The organism is Yokenella regensburgei, from assembly GCF_003634235.1.
GTDB classification, from domain to species: domain Bacteria; phylum Pseudomonadota; class Gammaproteobacteria; order Enterobacterales; family Enterobacteriaceae; genus Yokenella; species Yokenella regensburgei.
The window spans coordinates 276,552-293,236 of record NZ_RBIZ01000003.1; the positions used below are offsets into that span (position 1 = coordinate 276,552).

Below are 16,685 nucleotides of genomic sequence, written 5' to 3' on the forward strand. Positions count from 1 at the left end.
AAGTTTTTTTTAATTTTTGCATGTGAAGTTGAGGTAACGCCATGTCGACATCCGAAAATCGCCCGGTTAGTTTTTTTAGCTTGTTCCGCCGGGGACAGCACTATTCAAAGACGTGGCCAATGGATAAACGCCTGGCGCCGGTGTTTGTTGAGAACCGCGCCATTCGTATGACGAAATATGCCATTCGCCTGATGCCGCCGATTGCGGTCTTCACCCTCTGCTGGCAAATTGCGCTGGGGGGACAACTCGGCCCGGCGGTTGCTACGGCGCTGTTTGCCCTGAGCCTGCCAATGCAGGGACTCTGGTGGTTGGGTAAGCGTTCGGTTACGCCGTTACCACCGACCATTCTCAACTGGTTCTACGAAGTTCGCGGGAAATTACAGGAAGCGGGGCAGGCGCTGGCGCCGGTCGAAGGCAAGCCAGATTACCAGGCTTTAGCTGACACGCTTAAGCGCGCCTTCAAACAACTGGATAAAACTTTCCTTGATGATTTGTAATTGACGCGCAAAAACGCATATAAAAGAAGACACACAATGTGTGTCTTTTTTTTTGCTGCGAAAAGCAACAGGAGTCAAAAATGGAAATGACTAACGCTCAACGCCTCATTTTGTCGAACCAGTACAAAATGATGACCATGCTCGATCCCGACAACGCCGAGCGTTACCGCCGTCTGCAAACGATCATTGAGCGCGGCTATGGGCTACAGATGCGCGAACTGGATCGTGAGTTCGGCCAACTGACGGAAGAGACCTGCCGCACGATCATCGACATCATGGAGATGTATCACGCGCTGCACGTTTCGTGGACTAACCTGAAAGATGCCAGCACCATTGATGAGCGTCGCGTGACGTTCCTGGGCTTCGACGCCGCCACAGAAGCCCGCTACCTTGGTTATGTACGCTTTATGGTCAACGTGGAAGGACGCTATGCGCACTTCGACGCCGGGACCCACGGCTTCAACGCCCAGACCCCGATGTGGGAAAAATACCAGCGCATGCTGAGCGCCTGGCACGCCTGCCCACGTCAGTATCACCTGAGCAGCAACGAGATTAACCAGATTATTAATGCCTGACGGAGGCGCTTGTGCAGTGTAAAGGTTTCCTGTTTGATTTGGATGGCACGCTGGTGGATTCCCTGCCGGTAGTCGAACGTTCATGGTGCCATTGGGCGGACAGGCACGGCCTGAGCCATGAAGAAGTACTTGATTTTATTCATGGTAAACAAGCGATTACCTCTTTGCGCCACTTCCTGCCGGGAAAAAACGAGGCGGAAATCAAAGCCGAGTTCGCTTTCCTCGAGCAAATGGAAGCCGCTGATACGGATGGGATTACTGCGCTGCCTGGGGCACTGGCGCTACTGACCCACCTTAACGACAAGGGCATTCCGTGGGCCATTGTGACGTCCGGGACGGTACCGGTCGCCCATGCGCGTCACAGGGCCGCAGGTTTGCCGAAGCCGGAAGTGTTTGTCACCGCTGAACGCGTGGCGCGCGGTAAGCCGGAGCCGGACGCTTACCTGCTGGGGGCTGAACTGCTCGGCCTGACACCCGCGGAGTGTGTGGTGGTGGAAGATGCCGAGGCGGGCGTTATCTCAGGGCTGGCGGCAGGATGTCATGTTATTGCCGTCAATGTCCCTGCCGGGTCGCCCTGCCTTGCGCAGGTGGACCTGGTGCTGACGTCACTCACTGCGCTTGAGGTCGTCAAACAGGCCGACGGCACGGCGAGCGTGGCGCTGAAAGCGTAAAGCTATGATTTAGCCCCGGTTCACCGGGGCTTTTTTATGGCACTATTTCTTTCCCCTCATCTGACAAGGACATGTTGTGAATGGTGAACTGATTTGGGTGCTGTGTTTGCTGGCGGTTGCCGTCGTGCTTTTTGCCACTGGCAAAGTCCGCATGGATGCGGTGGCGCTGCTGGTTATCGTCGCATTTGTTTTAAGCGACACCCTCACGCTTAGCGAAGCCTTCTCTGGCTTCAGCGATCCCAACGTTATTCTTATCGCCGCGCTGTTTATTATCGGCGACGGACTGGTGCGCACCGGTGTGGCTACCAAAATGGGTGCCTGGCTGGTGAAGATTGCCGGTAGCAGCGAAACCAAAATGTTGATTTACCTGATGCTGACCGTGGCCGGGCTCGGGGCGTTTATGAGCTCTACCGGGGTGGTGGCGATTTTTATTCCGGTGGTGCTGAGTGTCTCCATGAAGATGCAGACATCGCCGTCCCGGTTGATGATGCCGCTCAGCTTCGCCGGGCTTATCAGTGGCATGATGACGCTTGTCGCGACGCCGCCAAACCTGGTGGTAAACAGTGAGCTTGTCCGCGAAGGGCTGCACGGTTTTAGCTTCTTTAGCGTCACCCCGATCGGGCTGATAGTGCTGGTACTGGGCATCATCTATATGCTGCTGATGCGCTTTATGCTCAAAGGAGAGGATCCACAGGCGCAACGAGATGGCTGGCGTCGGCGCACCTTCCGCGATCTGATTCGTGACTACGGGCTCACCGGCCGTGCGCGTCGCCTTGCGATCCGCCCCGGTTCGCCGATGATTGGCCAGCGGCTCGACGATCTTCGCCTGCGTGAACGTTACGGTGCGAACGTTATCGGGGTAGAGCGCTGGCGGCGTTTTCGCCGGGTTATCGTCAACGTGAACGGTGTCTCTGAGTTCCGTGCTCGCGACGTACTGCTGATTGATATGTCGGCGGCGGAGGTCGATCTGCGCCAGTTCTGTAGCGAACAGATGCTCGAGCCTATGGTGCTGCGCGGAGAGTATTTCTCCGATCAGGCGCTGGACGTCGGCATGGCGGAAGTGTCGCTGATACCGGATTCTGAATTATTAGGGAAAACGGTGCGTGAAATTGGTTTTCGTACCCGCTACGGTCTTAATATCGTTGGCCTAAAGCGCGGCGGTGAAGCGCTGGAGGGCACGGTGGTGGATGAACCCATCGAGCTGGGTGACATTCTGCTGGTGGTGGGTAACTGGAAGCTCATTACTCAGCTGGCGCAAAAAGGACGCGATTTTGTGGTGCTTAATCTCCCGGTTGAAGAGAGCGAGGCATCGCCTGCCCACAGCCAGGCACCGCACGCTATTTTCTGCCTGGTACTGATGGTGGCGCTGATGCTGACGGATGAAATCCCGAACCCGGTGGCCGCGATTATAGCCTGTCTGCTGATGGCGAAGTTTCGTTGCGTTGATGCCGAGAGCGCTTACAAGGCGATCCACTGGCCGAGCATTATTCTGATTGTCGGGATGATGCCTTTTGCCCTTGCGTTACAGAAAACCGGTGGGGTTGATCTTATTGTTCACGGATTGATGAGCGTGGGGGGTGACCAGGGGCCGTACCTGATGCTCGGCTGCCTGTTCGTGATGTGTGCCGCGATTGGCCTCTTTATTTCGAACACCGCGACAGCGGTGCTAATGGCACCGATTGCCCTGGCGGCGGCAAAATCGATGGGGGTATCGCCGTATCCGTTTGCAATGGTGGTGGCCATGGCGGCTTCGGCGGCCTTTATGACTCCGGTATCGTCGCCGGTGAATACGCTGGTGCTGGGGCCTGGTAACTACACCTTTAGTGATTTCGTAAAAATTGGCGTACCGTTCACCCTGCTGGTGATGGTGGTGTCGGTGCTGTTCATCCCGGTGTTATTCCCGTTCTGAGTGTCACTCTGAAATCCCCTCTCCTGCGGGAGAGGGGGTCAGGCAACTTAGTCCTACAGCGGTGAATCCTGGCTGATTTCATCCAGTGACAGATGGAAGCTTGGAACGAACACCTGTACAAAATAGTCCATCTCATCGCTTCGGCGCTCTTCCAGCGTTTTCTCCAGCCGGGATTTCGCCAGCAGGAACTCGTTATTACCGGCAGAGAGTTCCTCCAGACATTTCAGGTAGGCGCACAGGGCATCGGCCTGTTTGACTATCGACTTTTCCTCGGCGCTGTACTGGCTTTCGTCGATCAGCGGCTCGAAGATATCCCGCAGCTCATCGGGCACCATATCAACCAGCTTCTGCTGGGCAATCTTTTCGATGGCTTTATATTCCTGGGCGATCTGCGAATTAAAATACTTCACCGGGGTTGGGAGATCGCCGGTCAGCACCTCTGAGGCGTCGTGATACATCGCCAGCAGAGCAATACGCTCGGCGTTGACGTGGCCATTAAATTTACGGTTCTTAATTGCTGCCAGCGCGTGGGCCACCATGGCGACCTGTAGACTATGTTCAGAGACGTTTTCAGTCCGCACATTGCGCATTAGCGGCCAGCGGTTGATTAACTTCAGACGGGAGAGATGGGCAAAGAAATGGCTCTGGCTCATAGTTTTCCTGATATCCGTTACAACATCAGAACCATTGTGCGCAGAGTTGACCGCCGGATGCAAATCCGACGGCCAAGAGGATTATCGCTGATGATATCCGGAAAGGAAGCGACCGAAGCGGGAGATGGACATCTCCAGATCGTCGATGCGCGGCAGGGTCACGATACGCACGTGATCCGGCCACGGCCAGTTAAAGGCCGTTCCCTGAACCAGCAGCACTTTTTCCTGCAGCAGGAAGTCGAGCACCATTTTCTGGTCATCGTGGATGTTAAAGCGTTTGGCATCAATTTTCGGGAACATGTACAGCGCGCCTTTCGGCTTCACGCAGGAGACGCCGGGGATCTCGTTGATAAGCTCCCACGCGCGGTTGCGCTGCTCGTACAGACGGCCGCCGGGCACGATGAATTCGCTGATGCTCTGATAGCCACCGAGCGCGGTCTGAATCGCGTGCTGGGCAGGGACGTTGGCGCAAAGGCGCATAGAGGCGAGCATCTCCAGCCCCTCAATGTAGCCTTTGGCGTGTTTTTTCGGGCCGTTCAGTACCATCCACCCCTGACGGAATCCCGCCACACGGTAGGTTTTCGACAGGCCGTTAAACGTGATGGTCAGCAGGTCCGGCGCCAGGGCAGCGATGGAGTGGTGCTGCGCTTCATCGTAAAGAATTTTGTCGTAGATTTCGTCGGCGAAAATAATCAGGTTGTGCTCGCGGGCGATCTCGACAATCTCCAGCAGCAGTTCTTTGGAGTACACCGCACCGGTTGGGTTGTTCGGGTTAATGATCACGATACCGCGGGTACGCGGAGTGATTTTAGCGCGAATATCATCGAGGTCCGGGAACCAGTCTGACTCTTCGTCGCACAGGTAATGCACCGCTTTGCCGCTTGAGAGCGATACCGCTGCGGTCCACAGCGGATAATCCGGGGCTGGGACCAGCATTTCATCACCGCTGTTCAGCAGTGCCTGCATCGCCTGCACGATAAGCTCGGAAACGCCGTTACCGATGTAGATATCTTCAACGGTCACATCACGCATACCACGCGCCTGATAATGCTGCATGATAGCTTTACGGGCGGAGTAAAGACCTTTTGAGTCGCAGTAGCCCTGCGCGGTTGGCAGGTTACGAATCACGTCAACCAGGATTTCGTCCGGGGCGTCAAAGCCGAAGGGCGCGGGGTTGCCGATGTTCAGTTTAAGAACTTTGTTGCCTTCTTCTTCAAGACGTTTGGCTTCTTTAAGAACCGGGCCGCGGATGTCGTAACAGACATTATCAAGTTTGCTGGATTTTTCGATGGGTGACATGAATCGTTGACCTTTTAGCTATTGTCGTGACTCCCTGCCGTGGAAGTCAGCACGGAATAATGTACTCCCCATAGGGGGGATTTTGAAGGGTCAACAGAAGAAGATTTTGTGTTGTTAGAATATTCCACCTAATCTCTTTCGCTGCAATGCTCTGTTACTGTGGCGTTATCTTGCAGGTAATTGCGTTTTGTCTGGTGATATCTGCGGCTTTATGCCGGTTGCGTTGAATTTTATGCTGATTAAAAAATGTTGTTTCTCACCGACTGGGTAAAGCAGGAGGAGGGATATGGGAGGTTTTTGCGTAGTCAGCGATTCGGTTTAATACTGATAACTGTGAAGGCATTGTTAAGTAATGTTAATGAAAGAATATTTAAACAATTAATAAATTTTATTATTTGCAAAGATATTTGTCTCTTTTGTTATTTAGATTAAAGAGCTTTGATTCTTAACAGAAATTTTGTGTAAGATTATACCCAATAACACTTATAAATATAATGGTTTTGGGTTAGGATACAGAGGTTAATTACTATAAAGGCGTGTTTAAACAGCCTATAAACAGTGAATTAACTATATAACTATTTGTTATTGTTAGTATTTTTGTTTTTTCTTGTTCTGGATAGAATTATCCTGGCTGCGCCAGGCCTGTAAAGAAAGTATGCCGTGCCTGCAAATTTCTTGCATGACTTCACATTAATTTGAAGACTTCGATTATTTCAGAAAAGCAAGAATAAACAAAAATATAGCTAGGGGTCTGCCCGTGCGCGGCAGACAGGCAAATTGCGTGCAATAACGCTTCATTCAGGTGTTCTTCTGGCATCACGTGTCTGAAAGAATCGATTCAAACGGTAATGCCTGAAGTTTTGAGCACAGCATTAACCAGGCAGGTAAGCACCAGCAACCTGTAAGTGAATAAATATGATAACTGCAAATCGTCCGATACTGAATCTCGACCTCGATCTGCTAAGAACTTTCGTTGCGGTCGCTGATCTGAATACTTTCGCTGCTGCAGCCTCTGCAGTAGGTCGTACCCAGTCCGCCGTTAGTCAGCAGATGCAGAGACTGGAACAACTCGTAGGTAAAGAGTTATTTGCCCGTCACGGGCGGAACAAATTGTTGACGGAGCATGGGATCCAGCTGTTGGGATACGCCAGAAAGATTCTCCGTTTTAATGATGAAGCATGCACATCGCTAATGTTTAGCAACCTGCAGGGCACGCTGACGATAGGTGCTTCTGATGAATCTGCAGATACTATCCTGCCGTTTCTCCTTAATCGGATAAGTTCGGTTTACCCTAAGCTAGCGCTGGATGTTCGCGTGAAACGTCATGCTGAAATGGCGGATATGCTGCACAGTAACGAAGTGGATCTGGTGCTGACCTCTCATCGTCTGGCGTCGTTTGACAGCCACACGCTGAGAACATCGCCAACGCTCTGGTACTGTGCCGCAGAATATGTGATGCAACCGGGCGAAGCCGTACCGCTGGTGCTGCTGGATGACCCCAGCCCGTTTCGCGACATCATTCTTGAATCGCTTGATGCGGCGCGTATTCCGTGGCGCCTGGCGTATGTCGCCTCAACGCTTGCTGCCGTTCGTGCTGCCGTTAAGGCCGGGTTAGGCGTAACTGCGCGTCCGGTTGAGATGATGAGCCCGGATCTGCGGGTACTGGGAAAATCTGACGGGCTTCCCGTGTTACCCGATACCGAGTATCTGTTGAGCCGCAACGGTCAGAGCCAGAACGAACTGGTTGATGTGATTTTTCAGGCGATTGAAGAGCAGCATAACCCGTGGTCGCAGTTCCGCCATTATACCCCGGAAGGGGGAGGGGATACCCGTACGGTTGAAGAGGATTTTGGGTAACAAACTCGCCGAAATCTGGTAACAAAATGTAAGTTTAAAAAATAGCCGTCGTCGCTGGTTTTCTGCACGATGGCTTTTTTTTTGCATGTTTAACCAGCAACTGTTGGAATCTTCGCCGCTTTGTTGCTGATTTTCATTCACTTAGTGAACACTTTCGCGACGTGATGTTTATTTTCTCTCCCTGCTCAGAACGGGCTGCTAATGTTAAAAAAACGGCTTTTTTGTTGCTGTTTTCTTGGGGCAATTAACAGAAGCGTGTCTCAGATCAAGAAAATACTCCTCAATAGGGGGAGGAATCGCGGTCAAATCCTGTCAAAATAGAAGGGCAAATCTCGTTTACGCCTGGCACGGACACGATTCAACAGCGTTAAATCCTGACGGTGATTTCGAAAAAATCGCGCTAAAGGGCATTTAATGTTAATGAAATGCATCCGGTGTAAACTAATGTGAGGAAACTTTTGTTAAAGTTGACAAAAGGTTATAGAAAGGAGTAAAAAGCCACAGCGTTTTGCTGTCTAAGTCACTTTTTCAGACAGTCTTTGTAAGGCTTTTTTATTCCTCCCCATGAATCTGTGGCGTTCATCTGCCAGCAAGAGCAGAGATTTTGGCGCTACCTATTTGGTTAAGCAATGCGTATGTCAACATCCACTGAAGTCATCGCTCATCACTGGGCTTTCGCTATATTTCTCATCATCGCCATCGGCTTGTGCTGTTTCATGTTGATTGGTGGTTGGTTCCTTGGCGGTCGCGCCCGCGCGCGTAGTAAAAACACCCCATTTGAATCGGGCATCGACTCCGTTGGCTCTGCCCGCTTACGCCTTTCTGCGAAGTTCTATCTGGTCGCCATGTTCTTCGTCATCTTCGACGTGGAAGCGCTCTATCTGTACGCATGGTCAACCTCCATCCGTGAAAGCGGCTGGGTAGGATTTGTAGAAGCAGCTATTTTCATTTTAGTGCTGCTGGCTGGTCTGGTTTACCTCGTTCGTATTGGCGCGCTGGACTGGACGCCTGCACGTTCACGCCGCACGCTGGTAAATCAGGAAACCGACAGCGCCACTAACCGTCATATGCAGTAAAAGCGAGGCAATAAGATGGATTATACGCTCACCCGCATAGATCCTAACGGTGAGAACGACCGTTACCCCCTGCAAAAACAGGAGATCGTAACCGACCCCCTGGAGCAAGAAGTTAATAAAAATGTGTTCATGGGTAAGCTCCATGACATGGTGAACTGGGGCCGTAAGAACTCAATCTGGCCGTATAACTTCGGCCTTTCTTGCTGCTACGTGGAAATGGTGACGTCATTCACTGCGGTGCATGACGTTGCGCGTTTTGGTGCCGAGGTACTTCGTGCTTCCCCGCGTCAGGCTGACCTGATGGTGGTTGCGGGTACTTGCTTCACCAAAATGGCGCCGGTTATTCAGCGTCTGTATGACCAGATGCTGGAGCCTAAGTGGGTCATTTCCATGGGGGCCTGTGCGAACTCCGGCGGCATGTACGACATTTATTCTGTTGTACAGGGCGTGGATAAGTTTATTCCAGTGGATGTTTACATCCCTGGCTGCCCGCCGCGTCCGGAAGCCTACATGCAAGCGCTGATGCTGCTGCAGGAGTCCATCGGTAAAGAGCGCCGTCCGCTGTCGTGGGTGGTTGGCGATCAGGGTGTGTACCGCGCCAATATGCAGTCCGAACGCGAGCGTAAGCGCGGCGAACGTATTGCAGTAACGAATCTGCGTACACCAGACGAGATTTAATTTGCGCCTGTGGGCCGTGGAATCACTCTTCGCAGACGACAATAAATAGCGCGAAGCCACGCCCAACCACCACAGACCTTTTGCAATGGTGAACAATATGACCGATTTAACCGCGCACGACGCACCAGCATGGAGCACCCGGGACCACCTGGATGATCCAGTGATTGGCGAACTGCGCAACCGTTTTGGGCCGGATGCCTTTACTGTTCAGCCTACCCGCACCGGGGTACCCGTTGTTTGGGTTAAACGCGAACAGCTGCTCGAAGTGGTCGATTTCCTGAAGAAGTTGCCAAAGCCTTATGTGATGCTGTTTGACTTACACGGCATGGACGAGCGCCTGCGCACCCACCGCGACGGTTTACCGGCCGCGGATTTTTCCGTTTTCTACCATCTGATTTCAGTAGACCGCAACCGCGACATCATGCTCAAGGTGGCGTTGTCTGAAAACGATCTGCACGTCCAGACCCTCACCAAACTGTTCCCGAACGCCAACTGGTATGAGCGTGAAACCTGGGAAATGTTCGGTATTACCTTCGATGGCCACCCGCACCTGACGCGTCTGCTGATGCCGCCGACCTGGGAAGGCCACCCGCTGCGTAAAGACTACCCGGCGCGCGCCACCGAATTCGATCCGTTTGAGCTGACTAAAGCAAAACAAGATCTGGAGATGGAAGCGCTGACCTTCAAGCCGGAAGACTGGGGCATGAAGCGCAGCACCGAGAACGAGGACTTCATGTTCCTTAACCTCGGCCCGAACCACCCGTCCTCGCACGGTGCGTTCCGTATCGTTCTTCAGCTCGACGGTGAAGAGATAGTCGACTGCGTTCCTGACATCGGCTACCACCACCGTGGCGCTGAGAAGATGGGCGAGCGTCAGTCCTGGCACAGCTACATTCCGTATACCGACCGTATCGAATACCTCGGCGGCTGCGTGAACGAAATGCCATACGTGCTGGCCGTTGAAAAACTGGCAGGTATTACTACCCCGGATCGCGTTAACGTGATTCGCGTGATGCTCTCCGAACTGTTTCGCATCAACAGCCACCTGCTGTATATCTCCACGTTCATTCAGGACGTCGGCGCGATGACCCCCGTGTTCTTCGCCTTTACCGACCGTCAGAAGATTTATGATGTGGTGGAAGCGATCACCGGTTTCCGTATGCACCCGGCCTGGTTCCGTATCGGCGGCGTCGCGCACGACCTGCCGCGCGGCTGGGACAAGCTGCTGCGTGATTTCCTCGACTGGATGCCGAAGCGTCTGGACTCTTACGAGAAAGCCGCGCTGCGTAACACCATTCTCAAAGGTCGTTCCCAGGGCGTTGCCGCTTACGGCAAGAAAGAGGCGCTGGACTGGGGTTGTACCGGCGCTGCGCTGCGCGCCACCGGTATCGACTTCGACGTGCGTAAAGCGCGTCCATACTCTGGCTACGAAAACTTCGACTTTGAAGTCCCGGTTGGCGGCGGCGTGTCCGACTGCTATACCCGCGTGATGCTGAAAGTGGAAGAGCTGCGTCAGAGCCTGCGCATTCTTGAGCAGTGCCTCAAGAACATGCCGGAAGGGCCGTTCAAAGCGGATCACCCGCTGACGACTCCGCCGCCGAAAGAGCGCACGCTGCAGCATATCGAAACCCTGATTACTCACTTCCTGCAGGTTTCCTGGGGCCCGGTAATGCCGGCGCAGGAGTCCTTCCAGATGGTGGAAGCAACCAAGGGTATTAACAGCTACTACCTGACAAGCGACGGCAGCACCATGAGCTACCGTACCCGTATCCGTACTCCGAGCTACGCGCACCTGCAGCAGATCCCGGTAGCGGTACGCGGCAGCCTGGTGTCCGACCTGATTGTCCATCTGGGTAGTATCGATTTTGTTATGTCAGACGTGGACCGCTAATTATGCACGAGAATCAACAACCACAAACCGAGGCTTTTGAGCTGAGTGCGGCAGAGCGTGATGCCATTGAGCACGAGAAGCACCACTACGAAGACCCGCGTGCGGCGTCCATTGAAGCGCTGAAAATCGTTCAGAAGCAGCGCGGATGGGTACCGGACGGCGCGATTTACGCGATTGCTGATGTTCTGGGGATCCCGGCGAGCGACGTAGAAGGTGTGGCAACGTTCTACAGCCAGATCTTCCGCCAGCCGGTAGGTCGTCACGTGATTCGCTACTGCGACAGCGTGGTGTGCCACATCACGGGTTATCAGGGCATTCAGGCTGCGATTGAGAAGAAACTCAATATCAAGCCGGGCCAGACCACCTTTGATGGCCGCTTTACCCTGCTGCCAACCTGCTGCCTGGGTAACTGCGACAAAGGGCCAACCATGATGATTGATGAGGATACTCACAGCCATCTGACGCCTGATGCCATCCCGGACCTGCTGGAGCAGTACAAATGAAGAACATCATTCTGACTCCTGAGAACCATCCGCTGACGTGGCGCTTGCGTGAAGACAAGCAGCCGGTCTGGCTGGATGAGTACCAAAGTAAAAACGGCTATGCCGGTGCGCGTAAAGCGCTGACCGGCATGGCGCCGGATGAAATCGTCAACGTCGTGAAAGACGCCGGCCTGAAAGGGCGTGGCGGTGCGGGCTTTTCCACGGGTCTTAAGTGGAGCCTGATGCCGAAAGACGAATCCATGAACATCCGTTACCTGCTGTGTAACGCCGATGAAATGGAGCCGGGCACCTACAAAGACCGCCTGTTGATGGAACAGCTGCCACACCTGCTGGTGGAAGGCATGCTGATTTCTGCATTTGCGCTGAAGGCCTACCGTGGCTACATCTTCCTGCGCGGTGAATACATCGAAGCCGCTCAGCATCTGCGTCGTGCGATTGCCGAAGCCACCGAAGCGGGCCTGCTTGGGAAAAACATTCTCGGCACCGGTTTTGATTTCGAGCTGTTCGTGCACACCGGGGCCGGGCGTTATATCTGCGGTGAAGAAACCGCGCTGATTAACTCCCTCGAAGGTCGTCGTGCTAACCCGCGTTCCAAGCCGCCGTTCCCGGCAAGCTCTGGTGTATGGGGTAAGCCGACCTGCGTGAACAACGTAGAAACCCTGTGTAACGTACCCGCTATCCTTGAGCATGGTGTGGAATGGTATCAGGGCATCTCTAAGAGCAAAGATGCCGGTACCAAGCTGATGGGCTTCTCCGGGCGCGTGAAGAATCCGGGCCTGTGGGAACTGCCGTTTGGTACCACCGCGCGTGAAATCCTTGAAGATTATGCCGGCGGTATGCGTGACGGCCTGAAGTTCAAAGCCTGGCAGCCTGGCGGCGCGGGTACTGACTTCCTCACCGAGGCGCATCTCGACCTGCCGATGGAATTTGAAAGCATCGGTAAAGCGGGCAGCCGTCTGGGTACTGCGCTGGCGATGGCCGTCGACCACGAGATCAACATGGTATCGCTGGTACGTAACCTGGAAGAGTTCTTTGCTCGTGAGTCCTGTGGCTGGTGTACGCCGTGCCGTGATGGTCTGCCGTGGAGCGTCAAGATCCTGCGCGCTATCGAACGTGGCGAAGGCCAGCCGGGTGATATCGAAACGCTGGAGCAGCTGTGCCGCTTCTTAGGCCCAGGCAAAACCTTCTGTGCGCATGCGCCAGGTGCGGTTGAGCCGCTGCAGAGCGCGATTAAATATTTCCGTGACGAGTTCGAAGCAGGTATCAAGCAACAGTTCAGCAATACCCATCTGATTAATGGGATTCAGCCGAACCTGCTCAAGACGCGCTGGTGAGTTAACGATTTTAATTTTGGAAGCACGCTAATGGCTACGATTCATGTAGACGGCAAAGAATACGAGGTTAACGGAGCGGACAACCTGTTACAGGCTTGCCTCTCTCTTGGTCTTGATATTCCTTATTTTTGCTGGCATCCGGCGCTGGGAAGCGTTGGGGCTTGCCGCCAGTGTGCGGTGAAGCAATATCAGAACGCGGAAGACACGCGTGGCCGCCTGGTGATGTCCTGTATGACACCGGCAACCGAAGGCACCTTTATTTCTATTGATGACGAAGAAGCGAAGCAGTTCCGCGAAAGCGTTGTCGAGTGGTTGATGACCAACCACCCGCACGACTGCCCGGTCTGCGAAGAGGGCGGTAACTGCCACCTTCAGGATATGACCGTGATGACCGGTCACAGCTTCCGTCGCTACCGTTTCACCAAACGTACCCACCGCAATCAGGATCTGGGGCCGTTCATCTCTCACGAGATGAACCGCTGCATCGCCTGCTACCGCTGTGTGCGTTATTACAAAGATTATGCGGACGGCACCGATCTGGGCGTATATGGCGCTCACGACAACGTCTACTTTGGTCGCCCGGAAGACGGTACGCTGGAAAGCGAATTCTCCGGTAACCTGGTAGAGATTTGCCCGACCGGCGTATTCACCGACAAAACCCACTCTGAGCGTTACAACCGTAAATGGGACATGCAGTTTGCACCAAGCATCTGCCAGCAGTGTTCCATTGGCTGTAACACCAGCCCGGGCGAACGTTACGGCGAGCTGCGTCGTATCGAAAACCGTTACAACGGTACCGTAAACCACTACTTCCTCTGCGACCGTGGTCGTTTCGGCTATGGCTATGTGAACCTGAAAGACCGTCCGCGTCAGCCGGTTCAGCGCCGCGGCGACGACCTGATCTCCCTCAACGCCGAGCAGGCGATGCAGGGTGCAGCAGATATTCTGCGTCAGTCGAAGAAGGTGATTGGTATCGGCTCCCCGCGCGCCAGCATCGAGAGCAACTTTGCGCTGCGTGAACTGGTGGGTGCAGAGAACTTCTACACCGGTATCGCCAAAGGCGAGCAGGCACGTTTGCAGCTGATGCTGAAAGTGCTGCGTGAAGGCGGGGTACACACTCCGGCGCTGCGTGACATCGAATCTTACGATGCGGTGCTGGTGCTGGGTGAAGACATTACCCAGACCGGTGCTCGTGTGGCGCTGGCAGTGCGTCAGGCGGTGAAAGGCAAAGCGCGCGAAATGGCAGCAGCACAGAAAGTGGCTGACTGGCAGATTGCGGCAATCCTTAACATCGGCCAGCGTGCCAAACATCCGCTGTTTGTTACCAACATTGATGATACTCGTCTGGACGACATCGCGGCGTGGACCTACCGCGCACCGGTTGAAGATCAGGCGCGCTTAGGTTTCGCGATTGCCCATGCGCTGGACAACACCGCTCCGGCAGTTGAAGGTCTCAGCAATGACCTGAAAGGCAAAGTGGACGTTATCGTGCAGGCGCTATCCGGCGCGAAGAAACCGCTGATTATCTCTGGTACTAACGCCGGTAGCGAAGCGATGCTTCAGGCTGCTGCAAACGTGGCGACAGCGTTGAAAAAACGCGGTGCCGACGTTGGCGTGACCATGATTGCCCGTGCGGTCAACAGCGTTGGCCTCGGCATGATGGGCGGTGGCTCTCTTGAAGAGGCGCTGAGCGAACTGGAAAGCGGTGCTGCCGATGCGGTTGTAGTGCTGGAAAACGACCTGCATCGTCATGCTTCTGCAGCGCGCGTTGACGCCGCGCTGGCGAAAGCGCCGTTGGTAATGGTTATCGACCACCAGCGCACGGCCATTATGGACAAAGCGCACCTGGTGCTGTCGGCAGCAAGCTTTGCCGAAAGCGACGGTACGGTCATCAACAACGAAGGTCGCGCCCAGCGCTTCTTCCAGGTTTACGACCCGTCTTACTACGATTCCAACACCGTGATGCTCGAAAGCTGGCGCTGGCTGCACTCGCTGTACAGCACCGTCCAGAGCCGCGAAGTGGACTGGACTCAGCTCGATCACGTTATCGACGCCGTCATCGAAAAACTGCCGCAGCTGGCAGGTATTAAAGATGCCGCGCCGGAAGCCTCTTTCCGCATTCGTGGTCAGAAGCTGGCCCGTGAACCGCATCGTTACAGCGGCCGCACGGCAATGCGCGCGAACATCAGCGTGCACGAGCCGCGTCAGCCGCAGGATAAAGACACCATGTTTGCCTTCTCTATGGAAGGGAACAACCAGCCAAACGCACCGCGTTCGCAAATTCCGTTCGCATGGGCACCGGGCTGGAACTCCCCGCAGGCGTGGAACAAGTTCCAGGCGGAAGTGGGTGGCAAACTGCGTCATGGCGATCCGGGCGTGCGTCTGATTGAAGCCTCTGAGGCTGGTCTCGACTACTTCACCACCGTTCCGGCGGGCTTTGAAGCGGAGAAAGGTCAGTGGCGTATCGCGCCGTACTATCACCTGTTTGGTAGTGATGAACTGTCCCAACGTGCTCCGGTCTTCCAGACCCGCATGCCGCAGCCGTACATCAAACTCAACCCGGCAGATGCCGCCGCGCTTGGCGTTAACGCCGGTGCGCATGTGTCATTCAGCTATGAAGGTCAGACCCTGAGTTTACCGCTGCTGCTTTCAGAAGGCCTGGCGGCAGGGCAGGTGGGCTTACCGATGGGCTTGCCGGGTATTGCACCGGTACTGACCGGCGCGCGTATTGATAATCTGCAGGAGGCGAAAGCATGAGTTGGTTAACACCGGATGTTATCGACATTCTGTTAAGCATCCTGAAAGCGGTTGTCATTTTGCTGGTGGTAGTCACCTGCGGCGCGTTCATGAGCTTCGGCGAACGTCGTCTGCTGGGTCTGTTCCAGAACCGTTATGGACCGAACCGTGTGGGCTGGGGTGGTTCACTCCAGCTGGTTGCGGACATGATCAAAATGTTCTTCAAAGAGGACTGGATCCCGAAATTCTCCGACCGCGTGATCTTCACGCTGGCGCCGATGATCGCGTTCACCTCTTTGCTGCTGGCATTTGCTATCGTTCCGGTCAGTCCGAGCTGGGTGGTTGCCGACCTTAATATCGGGATCCTGTTCTTCCTGATGATGGCGGGTCTCGCGGTGTACGCGGTGCTGTTCGCTGGCTGGTCAAGCAACAACAAATACTCGCTGCTGGGGGCGATGCGTGCTTCTGCGCAAACCCTGAGCTACGAAGTATTCCTTGGTCTCTCCCTGATGGGCGTGGTGGCGCAGGCCGGTTCATTCAACATGACCGACATCGTCAACAACCAGGCGCATCTGTGGAACGTCATTCCGCAGTTCTTTGGCTTCGTCACTTTCGCTATCGCGGGCGTTGCGGTGTGTCACCGTCACCCGTTTGACCAGCCGGAAGCGGAGCAGGAACTGGCCGATGGTTACCACATCGAATATTCCGGCATGAAGTTCGGTCTGTTCTTCGTGGGTGAGTACATCGGTATTGTTACCGTATCGGCGCTGATCGTCACGCTGTTCTTCGGTGGCTGGAATGGTCCGCTCTTACCTCCGTTCATCTGGTTTGCGCTGAAAACCGCATTCTTCATGATGATGTTCATTTTGATTCGCGCCTCATTGCCTCGTCCGCGTTATGACCAGGTGATGTCCTTCGGCTGGAAAATTTGCCTGCCGCTGACGCTTATCAACTTGTTGGGTACGGCGGCTGTCATTCTGTGGCAGGCGCAATAAGGGAAAAGACC

At 54.5% G+C, this 16,685-nt stretch carries 14 protein-coding genes; 12 read left to right on the plus strand and 2 right to left on the minus strand.

The features are described from left to right. Positions 1-41: 41 nt before the first annotated feature. From yfbV to C7387_RS01430, 4 genes are all read left to right on the plus strand, one after another. The gene (gene yfbV, locus C7387_RS01415) at positions 42-497 is read left to right on the plus strand and encodes a terminus macrodomain insulation protein YfbV (RefSeq protein ID WP_038256263.1); all 456 of its coding nucleotides are present in this window, start codon (positions 42-44) and stop codon (positions 495-497) included. Between the two features lie 80 nt (positions 498-577). Beyond that, complete coding sequence (locus C7387_RS01420) at positions 578-1,072, plus strand: YfbU family protein (RefSeq protein WP_038256265.1); 495 nt, start codon at positions 578-580, stop codon at positions 1,070-1,072. Positions 1,073-1,083: 11 nt separating this feature from the next. Further along, complete coding sequence (locus tag C7387_RS01425) at positions 1,084-1,743, plus strand: sugar phosphatase (RefSeq protein ID WP_120815888.1); 660 nt, start codon at positions 1,084-1,086, stop codon at positions 1,741-1,743. A 76-nt stretch (positions 1,744-1,819) separates the two neighbouring features. Beyond that, positions 1,820-3,652 (plus strand): SLC13 family permease, encoded by a 1,833-nt coding sequence (locus tag C7387_RS01430; protein ID WP_006820957.1) that lies wholly within the window; start codon positions 1,820-1,822, stop codon positions 3,650-3,652. Between the two features lie 53 nt (positions 3,653-3,705). On the opposite strand, the gene yfbR is transcribed toward C7387_RS01430, so the two are convergent. Then, a complete protein-coding gene (gene yfbR, locus C7387_RS01435; protein ID WP_038256270.1) occupies positions 3,706-4,305 on the minus strand; it encodes a 5'-deoxynucleotidase in 600 nt (199 codons plus the stop codon). An 81-nt stretch (positions 4,306-4,386) separates the two neighbouring features. Then, entirely contained in the window at positions 4,387-5,604 is a 1,218-nt protein-coding gene (alaA, locus tag C7387_RS01440) for an alanine transaminase AlaA (RefSeq protein ID WP_006820954.1), read from the minus strand. Between the two features lie 915 nt (positions 5,605-6,519). Between alaA and lrhA the strand changes: the two genes are divergently transcribed. The 8 genes from lrhA (at position 6,520) to nuoH (ending at position 16,674) form a co-directional block, all read left to right on the plus strand. Next, complete coding sequence (gene lrhA / locus C7387_RS01445) at positions 6,520-7,461, plus strand: transcriptional regulator LrhA (protein WP_038256272.1); 942 nt, start codon at positions 6,520-6,522, stop codon at positions 7,459-7,461. Between the two features lie 629 nt (positions 7,462-8,090). Next, positions 8,091-8,537 carry an NADH-quinone oxidoreductase subunit NuoA gene (gene nuoA, locus C7387_RS01455; protein ID WP_006820951.1) on the plus strand — a complete coding sequence of 149 codons (447 nt, stop codon included), beginning with the start codon at positions 8,091-8,093 and terminating at the stop codon, positions 8,535-8,537. A gap of 15 nt (positions 8,538-8,552) precedes the next feature. Beyond that, on the plus strand, positions 8,553-9,215 hold the full coding sequence (gene nuoB, locus C7387_RS01460; protein WP_000386729.1) for an NADH-quinone oxidoreductase subunit NuoB: 663 nt from the start codon (positions 8,553-8,555) through the stop codon (positions 9,213-9,215). Between the two features lie 85 nt (positions 9,216-9,300). Then, complete coding sequence (gene nuoC / locus C7387_RS01465) at positions 9,301-11,106, plus strand: NADH-quinone oxidoreductase subunit C/D (RefSeq protein WP_006820950.1); 1,806 nt, start codon at positions 9,301-9,303, stop codon at positions 11,104-11,106. Between the two features lie 2 nt (positions 11,107-11,108). After that, complete coding sequence (gene nuoE, locus C7387_RS01470; RefSeq protein ID WP_006820949.1) at positions 11,109-11,609, plus strand: NADH-quinone oxidoreductase subunit NuoE; 501 nt, start codon at positions 11,109-11,111, stop codon at positions 11,607-11,609. Beyond that, on the plus strand, positions 11,606-12,943 hold the full coding sequence (gene nuoF, locus C7387_RS01475; RefSeq protein WP_006820948.1) for an NADH-quinone oxidoreductase subunit NuoF: 1,338 nt from the start codon (positions 11,606-11,608) through the stop codon (positions 12,941-12,943). The genes nuoE and nuoF overlap by 4 nt, the downstream gene beginning before the upstream one ends. Positions 12,944-12,973: 30 nt before the next feature. Continuing rightward, positions 12,974-15,700 carry an NADH-quinone oxidoreductase subunit NuoG gene (nuoG, locus tag C7387_RS01480; RefSeq protein WP_006820947.1) on the plus strand — a complete coding sequence of 909 codons (2,727 nt, stop codon included), beginning with the start codon at positions 12,974-12,976 and terminating at the stop codon, positions 15,698-15,700. Continuing rightward, positions 15,697-16,674, plus strand: a complete 978-nt coding sequence (gene nuoH, locus C7387_RS01485) for an NADH-quinone oxidoreductase subunit NuoH (protein ID WP_006820946.1) — start codon at positions 15,697-15,699, stop codon at positions 16,672-16,674. Before nuoG ends, nuoH begins: the two co-directional genes overlap by 4 nt. The last annotated feature ends 11 nt before the right edge of the window (positions 16,675-16,685 follow it).

What these genes read in the sequence shown, in the direction of transcription:
- yfbV (WP_038256263.1), top strand. Translation starts at nt 42, where the DNA reads ATGTCGACATCCGAAAATCGCCCGGTTAGTTTTTTTAGCTTGTTCCGC.
- C7387_RS01420 (WP_038256265.1), top strand. Translation starts at nt 578, where the DNA reads ATGGAAATGACTAACGCTCAACGCCTCATTTTGTCGAACCAGTACAAA.
- yfbR (WP_038256270.1), bottom strand. Translation starts at nt 4,305, where the DNA reads ATGAGCCAGAGCCATTTCTTTGCCCATCTCTCCCGTCTGAAGTTAATC.
- alaA (WP_006820954.1), bottom strand. Translation starts at nt 5,604, where the DNA reads ATGTCACCCATCGAAAAATCCAGCAAACTTGATAATGTCTGTTACGAC.
- lrhA (WP_038256272.1), top strand. Translation starts at nt 6,520, where the DNA reads ATGATAACTGCAAATCGTCCGATACTGAATCTCGACCTCGATCTGCTA.
- nuoA (WP_006820951.1), top strand. Translation starts at nt 8,091, where the DNA reads ATGCGTATGTCAACATCCACTGAAGTCATCGCTCATCACTGGGCTTTC.
- nuoB (WP_000386729.1), top strand. Translation starts at nt 8,553, where the DNA reads ATGGATTATACGCTCACCCGCATAGATCCTAACGGTGAGAACGACCGT.
- nuoC (WP_006820950.1), top strand. Translation starts at nt 9,301, where the DNA reads ATGGTGAACAATATGACCGATTTAACCGCGCACGACGCACCAGCATGG.
- nuoE (WP_006820949.1), top strand. Translation starts at nt 11,109, where the DNA reads ATGCACGAGAATCAACAACCACAAACCGAGGCTTTTGAGCTGAGTGCG.
- nuoF (WP_006820948.1), top strand. Translation starts at nt 11,606, where the DNA reads ATGAAGAACATCATTCTGACTCCTGAGAACCATCCGCTGACGTGGCGC.
- nuoG (WP_006820947.1), top strand. Translation starts at nt 12,974, where the DNA reads ATGGCTACGATTCATGTAGACGGCAAAGAATACGAGGTTAACGGAGCG.
- nuoH (WP_006820946.1), top strand. Translation starts at nt 15,697, where the DNA reads ATGAGTTGGTTAACACCGGATGTTATCGACATTCTGTTAAGCATCCTG.